Origin of the sequence: Streptomyces albicerus (genome assembly GCF_008905045.1) — a bacterium.
GTDB lineage: Bacteria > Actinomycetota > Actinomycetes > Streptomycetales > Streptomycetaceae > Streptomyces > Streptomyces albicerus.
This window is the reverse complement of record NZ_VWMY01000164.1, coordinates 1-6,527: the sequence shown is the minus strand read 5'-3', so window position 1 is coordinate 6,527 and position 6,527 is coordinate 1. Positions and strand designations below refer to the sequence as shown.

The following is a 6,527-nucleotide window of genomic DNA, read 5'->3' as shown; positions in this document are numbered from 1 at the left end:
GTTTGAGGACGAGGCCGCTAGGCCGATAGCGGGGGTCTGGGGGCGCAGCCCCCAGGGATGGGACGGGTAGGGGCGGCGGGGGCGAAAACACCCCTCACCCCACCGCCCGCACCCCCGACAACCGATACGCATCCAACGCCAACGTCATCTCGATCAAGTCCCGAGGCCGGGCCAACGACCGAGACGTCAGCTGTTCCAACCGCCGCAGACGGTTGAACACGGTGTTCCGGTGGCAGTACAGCCGCCCGGCCGCCCGCCCGGCGGAACCCTCGCAGGAGAGCCAGACGTCGAGGGTCTCGAGCAACACGGCCCGGTCGGCGGGTTCGAGTTCCAGCAGGGACCCGAAGACATCCGACACGAGCCGCCCGGCGAGCTCGGGCTGGCTGACCACCAGCGCCGTCGGCATCCGCTGGTCGAGCCGCACGACGGCGGTCGCGTCGGGCGGACACGTGCGGAGGGCCAGCTCGGCAAGCCGCCGGGCCCGCCCGAGCTCGGCGAGGCCGGAGACGACGGGGCTGATCCCGCCGGGCCCGGAACAGCGGCCGTCCAGAGCCCGGGCGACCCCGTCAAGCCCCTGCCCGTCCGCAAGAGCCACCACCCCGACCTCACAGTCCGCCCGCATCCGCCAGATGAACCGAATCCCGTCCCCCTCGACGGGCCGCCGATACGACTCCCGCCGTTCGGACCGCAGTACCACCACCGCGTACGGTCCACCCTCCGGAAGATCGAGCCCGGCGGCGGCCCGGGCCGCCAGCCCGGGCGCCTCCTGCCCCTCGAGGAGCGCGTCGAGCAGCGCCTGAAGCCGTTCGTCGGTACGCCGCCGGAGCTCCATCTCGGTCGCCCGGTACGCCTCGGTGGCCGAGGCGGCCTGCGCGTCCACGGCGGACCACACCATGGTCGCCGACCGCATGAGCACCGCGAGCCGTTCAGGGTCCTGCCCGGCAGCCCCCTCCATCAACGCGTCCCACACCAGATACCCCGCGGCGCGATACGCGTGCACCAGCAGCTCCAACGGCAACCCCTGCTGGGCCCGCCGCCGCCCCGCCTCCTCCGCGTACTCCAGATCACGGCGAGGCGAGTCCCGGGGCGCGGAGATCGTCTCGATCCCGATCCGCATCGCCTCCTCCGCCTCCCGCCACTGCTGGTCGTACGGCAGGAACTCCCCATAGACGGGCGAGTACTCGGCAAGCTGCCGCATGTGCTCGTCGACGAGTTCCGGCAGCCGCTCCAACAACGCCGTGCAGGACTCGGCGAGCAGCTTCCAGTCATGACCGGTACGCCTTCTGCGGGCTCCCATGGCCGGAGGATGCCACCGTCGAGCCGCCCCGCACAGGCCCCTGACACGCGGTGTTGTGCGCGCGCACAATGCGCGGCCGTGCCCGCTGGTCACCCGCAGCGTTTCGCCCGCGCCCCGTGGACGGACGCCCTCGCCGGTGCTGTGGTGAGCGCCACACCGGGCGAGAACACCGCCCTCTCAGGGCGACGACAGCGCGATGACAGGGGGAATGCCATGGGTGGTTCGGGGCTGGTCGTACGAGACCTGTCGGTCGGATACGGCCCCGTACGCGCACTGCGCCAGGTGTCCCTGGAGGTGCCGGAGGGAGCCGTGGTGACCGTGCTCGGCGGCAACGGCGCCGGCAAGTCGACGCTGCTGCGGGCGGTCTGCCGGACCCTGTCCTTCCACGGCGGCGCGGTCACCGGCGGCACGGTGAGTCTGAACGGCCGCCGCCTCGACGGTCTCTCGCCGGACCGTGTGGTCGCCGCCGGGATCTCCCAGATCCCGGAAGGGCGGCGGGTGTTCGCCCGGATGACCGTCGCCGACAACCTGCGCGCCGGAGCACTCGGCGCCACCGGTGGCCGCGCCGACCGGGCCGCCGCCCTGCGCCGCGTCCACGAACTGTTCCCCGTCCTCGCCGAGCGCGCCCAGCAGCGCGCCGGCCTCCTGTCCGGCGGAGAACAGCAGATGCTCGCGGTCGGCCGCGCCCTGATGGCCACCCCGAGGATGCTGCTCCTCGACGAGCCGTCCCTCGGACTCGCGCCGCTGATGGCCGAGCGGATCGCCGACACCGTACGGGAGATCAACTCCCAGGGCACCTCGATCCTCCTCGTCGAACAGAACGCCGCCCTCGCCCTGCGGCTCGCCTCGACCGCGTACGTCCTCGAAGTCGGCGAAGTCACGCTGTCGGGCCCGGCGGACGAACTGGCCGCCTCCGACGAGGTGCGCCGCCGCTACCTGGGCGTCGTCGACGAGGACGCCGCGGCCGACGCCGAGCGGGCCCGCGCCACGCACCCGGCACTGACCCGTTGGAAGGGGTGAGCATCACCATGACGAACCCCGCCACGCCGAGCGACGCCATGCCGACCCCTGACGTCCCGCCGCTCCACGTCAGGGAGTTGACCGTCCGCTTCGCCGGCCTCACCGCCCTGGACGCCGTCAACTTCACCGTGCGCCCCGGCACCGTCCACGCCCTCATCGGCCCCAACGGCGCCGGAAAGTCCACCTGTTTCAACGTCCTGTCAGGCGTCTACCGCGCCACCGGCGGCAGTGTCCGCTTCGGCGAGCACGAACTGACCGGCATGCCTCCGCACCGCATCGCCGATCTGGGCGTCGCCCGCATCTTCCAGAACCTCGCCCTGCCCCCGCTCGCCACGGTCGAGGACAGCCTCCTGCTGGGGCGCCACCGGCTGACCCGTACCGGCTTCCTCTCCGCCGGCCTGAAGCTCCCCTCGGCCGCCCGCGAGGAGCGCCGCCACCGCCAACGCGTCCGGGAGATCGCCGAGTTCGTCGGCATCTCGGCCCATCTCGACCGCCCGGCCGGCTCCCTCCCGTACGGGCAGCAGAAGCTCGCCGAACTCGCCCGCGCCCTCTGCATGGAGCCACGCCTGCTGCTCCTGGACGAGCCGGTCGCGGGCATGACCGCCGACGAGCGGAGACGAACCTCCGCCGTGATCGCGGGAGTCCGCGACAGCCTCGGCATCTCGATCGTGCTGGTGGAACACGACATGGGGGTGGTGATGCGGCTCGCGGACGCGGTGACCGTACTCGACTTCGGGCGCCGGATCGCGGACGGCGCCCCCGCCGACGTACAGAACGATCCGGCGGTCGTACGCGCCTACCTGGGGGAGCGCCCAGAGGGATCAGAGGGACCAGACGAGCCCGAAAGACGAGACAGCTCCGAGAGACCCGAACGATCCAGGGGAGAGGAGACCGCCTCATGAGCACCTTCGCCGAACTCCTCCTCAACGGCGTCTCGATGGGCTCCGTCTACGCCCTCATCGCACTCGGCTTCGTGGTCATCTTCCGGGCCACCGAGGTCGTCAACTTCGCCCACGCGTCGCTGCTGTTGGCGGGCGGGTACGTCACCGCGACCCTGCACGACGACATCGGCTTCTGGCCCGCGCTGCTGGTCGGGATCGCGGGGGCCGCGGTGGTCGGGGCGGCCGTGGAGTTCCTGGTGATGCGCCGGTACCGGGGTTCCGACCACAGCGTCCTCGCCATCGTCACGATCGGCGTCGACATCCTGCTCACCACCGAACTGACCCGCCGCATCGGCACGGACGTCCTGCCCCTCGGTGACCCGTGGGGCGACGCCGTGCTCACCCTGGGCCCCATCTCCCTGGCCCACACGCGTATCGCCGCCTTCGTCGCGGCGGCCCTGCTCATCACCGCGTTCCTGCTCGCGTTCCGGTACACCTCCTGGGGTGTCGCGATGCGGGCCGCCGCCGAGAGCCCGGAGACGGCGGCGCTGATGGGCGTACGGCTCGGGCGGGTGTCGCTCGGTGCCTGGGCCGTGGCCGGTGGACTGGCTGCCGTCGCCGCGCTGTTCCTGACCGTCTTCCCCACCCCCGGCCTGGAACGAGCCACCTCGCTCGCCGCCCTCAAGGCCTTCCCCGCCGCGATCCTCGGAGGCCTCGACTCCACGACCGGCGCGCTCGTCGGCGGTCTGCTCGTGGGGGTCACCGAGTCCTTGGCCACCGGCTACCAGAGTGATCTGACCTTCCTGGGGCGAGGGCTGGGCGATCTGGCTCCCTATCTCGTCATGACCGCGATCCTGCTCATCCGGCCCGCCGGGCTGTTCGGCACGAAGGAGCTGGCCCGTGTCTGAGGTCCTCACGCGTGACGCGGCGGCCGACAAGCCCCGGCCCGCCCGCCGCAGGCCGGCCCTGCCCACCCACGTGCGTCCGTACGTCTGGGGCGCCGGCGCCCTCCTCCTGCTCGCCCTGCCCTTCTACCTGGACCGCTTCTGGCTCCAGGCCGGGCTGTTCGCGATGGCCGCCGCGATCGGGGCGATCGGGATCAACCTCCTCACCGGCTCCACGGGCCAGCTCTCCATGGGGCACGCCTTCTTCCTCGCGGTCGGCGCCTACGGCTACTGCGTCTTCGCCGCGGACGGCGGCGACGGACTGACCGGCCTCGGCCTGCCGACCTGGCTCGCGGCCGTGCTCGCCGTGCTCGTCGCGGGCCTGGCGGGCGGCCTGTTCAGCCCCATCTCGGGCCGGCTCAGCGGCGCCTATCTGGGCATCGCGACGCTCGCGCTCGTCTTCATCGGCCTGCACGTGATGTTCAACGCGCACGACCTGACGGGCGGTTCCAACGGCCGCGACGTACCGCCCCTGAGTCTCTTCGGCCTCACCTTCGACGACTCCGAACTCGTCGTCGCCGCCGTGCCGTTCGGGTCGGCGGAGAAGCTCTGGTACGCGGGACTCGTCCTGCTCCTCGGCTGCGGACTCTTCGCCCGCGGAGTGCTGCGGGGCCGCCCGGGACGCGCCATGAACGCGATCCGCGACCACCGGATCGCGGCGGGAGTCATCGGCGTACCGGTCGCCCGCTACCGGGCCGCCGTCTTTGTCCTGTCCTCGATGTACGCCGGACTCGCGGGCGTCCTGCTCGCGCTGATCTTCCAGCGCACCGTGCCCGACTACTTCGGCATCACGCTGTCGCTCGAATACCTCGCCATGATCGTCATCGGCGGGCTCGGCTCGGTCTCCGGGGCGGTGGTCGGGGCCGTGTTCGTCTCCCTGCTGCCGCAGCTGCTGACCCGCTACAGCGATGCGCTGCCCCTGGTCTCCGCCCCGGGTACGGGCGGGATCGCACCGGGCGAGGCATCCCGGTACCTCTACGGCGCCGCCGTGGTCGCGGTGGTGCTCTTCCTGCCGGGCGGCCTGGTCAGGGTGGCCGCCCGGCGTCGCGTCAAGATCGATCCAGGGGAGGAACGATGACCACGACGTATGCGGCCAAAGTGGCCGCAGGTGCGCTCGCCGCGCTGCTCGTGCTGGCCGGGTGCAGTTCGAAGGCCAAGGACGACAACGAGGACAAGGGAGCCGCGGGTGGCGTCAAGACCGGCGACGGCATCTCCGGCAAGACCATCACGCTCGGCGTCCTCACCGACATGACCGGCGTCTACGCGACCCTCGGCAAGAGCGTCACCCAGGCCCAGCAGCTGTATGTGAAGCAGTTGAACGCCGACGGCGGCGTCTGCGGCTACAAGGTCGCGCTCACCGTCCGCGACCACGGCTACGACCCGCAGAAGGCCGTCGCCGGATACACGGAACTGGAGCCGAAGGTGCTCGGCTTCACCCAGTTCATCGGCTCGCCGTTCGTCGCCGCGGTCAAGCAGCGCATCGACGGTCAGGACAAGGGCCTGGTCCTGCCGCAGGCGTGGTCGGCGTCGCTGCTGGGCAGCCCGTACATCCGGGTCATCGGCACCACGTACGACATCGAGACGATCAACGCCGTCGACTTCCTGATGAAGGAGAAGGGCATCAAGAAGGGCGACAAGATCGGGCACGTCTACTTCGAGGGCGACTACGGAGAGAACGCCCTGGTCGGCTCGAAGCACATCGCGAAAGAGGCCGGGCTCACCGTCGTCGAACAGAAGATCAAACCGACCGACAACGACATGACCGCGCAGGTCGCCGCCCTGAAGAAGGCCGGCGTCAAGGCCGTCGTGATCAGCGCGGGCCCGCGCCAGGCGGCCTCGCTCGTCGGCGTCGCCGCGGCCGGTGGCTTCAACGTCCCGATCATCGGCAACAACTCGGCCTTCGCCCCGCAGCTGCTCGCCACCCAGGCGGGCCCGGCCCTGATGAAGAACTACTACGTGGCCAACCCCTCGCTGCCCATCGGCGCGGACACCCCGGGGGCCAAGAAGCTGGTGGCCGACTACAAGAAGGCCTACCCGAAGGACGCCCTCGACAACGGCGTGGTCGCCGGCTGGACGGCCGTGTACACCTTCGGAGAGGCCTTGAAGAAGGCCTGCGAGAGCAAGGACCTCACCCGCGAGGGCGTCGACAAGGCCCTCCTGACGATCAACTCCCTCGACACGGGCTTCGGCATCTCCCAGGACTTCACCGACCCGAACGCCCCGTCCTCCAAGCAGAGCGTCATCCTGCAGCCGGACAAGAGCGTGACCGGGGGCATGAAGGTGGTCCGGGACGCCGAGGCCTCGGACGTCGCGACCGCGTACACGCCGAGCGCCTGAGACACCTCGGGCGTGGGGGCGGGGCCGGACGGTATACCGTCCGGCCCC

At 71.3% G+C, this 6,527-nt stretch carries 6 protein-coding genes; 5 read left to right on the top strand and 1 reads right to left on the bottom strand.

Going from position 1 to position 6,527, the window contains the following annotated elements:
* Positions 1-94: 94 nt before the first annotated feature.
* Entirely contained in the window at positions 95-1,297 is a 1,203-nt protein-coding gene (locus tag GAS53_RS54240; RefSeq protein WP_151485208.1) for a PucR family transcriptional regulator, read from the bottom strand.
* Between the two features lie 213 nt (positions 1,298-1,510).
* On the opposite strand from GAS53_RS54240, the gene GAS53_RS54235 reads away from it, so the two are divergent.
* Genes GAS53_RS54235 through GAS53_RS54215 form a run of 5 tightly spaced genes read left to right on the top strand, consistent with a single transcriptional unit; the run spans position 1,511 to position 6,479 of the window.
* The gene (locus GAS53_RS54235) at positions 1,511-2,317 is read left to right on the top strand and encodes an ABC transporter ATP-binding protein (protein WP_151485209.1); all 807 of its coding nucleotides are present in this window, start codon (positions 1,511-1,513) and stop codon (positions 2,315-2,317) included.
* Positions 2,318-2,325: 8 nt separating this feature from the next.
* On the top strand, positions 2,326-3,219 hold the full coding sequence (locus GAS53_RS54230; protein ID WP_404829452.1) for an ABC transporter ATP-binding protein: 894 nt from the start codon (positions 2,326-2,328) through the stop codon (positions 3,217-3,219).
* Positions 3,216-4,106, top strand: coding sequence for a branched-chain amino acid ABC transporter permease (locus GAS53_RS54225; RefSeq protein ID WP_151485207.1), 891 nt, complete (start codon positions 3,216-3,218; stop codon positions 4,104-4,106). The genes GAS53_RS54230 and GAS53_RS54225 overlap by 4 nt, the downstream gene beginning before the upstream one ends.
* 58 nt (positions 4,107-4,164) lie before the next feature.
* Positions 4,165-5,220, top strand: coding sequence for a branched-chain amino acid ABC transporter permease (locus GAS53_RS54220; RefSeq protein ID WP_225859718.1), 1,056 nt, complete (start codon positions 4,165-4,167; stop codon positions 5,218-5,220).
* On the top strand, positions 5,217-6,479 hold the full coding sequence (locus tag GAS53_RS54215; RefSeq protein ID WP_151485205.1) for an ABC transporter substrate-binding protein: 1,263 nt from the start codon (positions 5,217-5,219) through the stop codon (positions 6,477-6,479). The genes GAS53_RS54220 and GAS53_RS54215 overlap by 4 nt, the downstream gene beginning before the upstream one ends.
* Positions 6,480-6,527 lie beyond the last annotated feature (48 nt).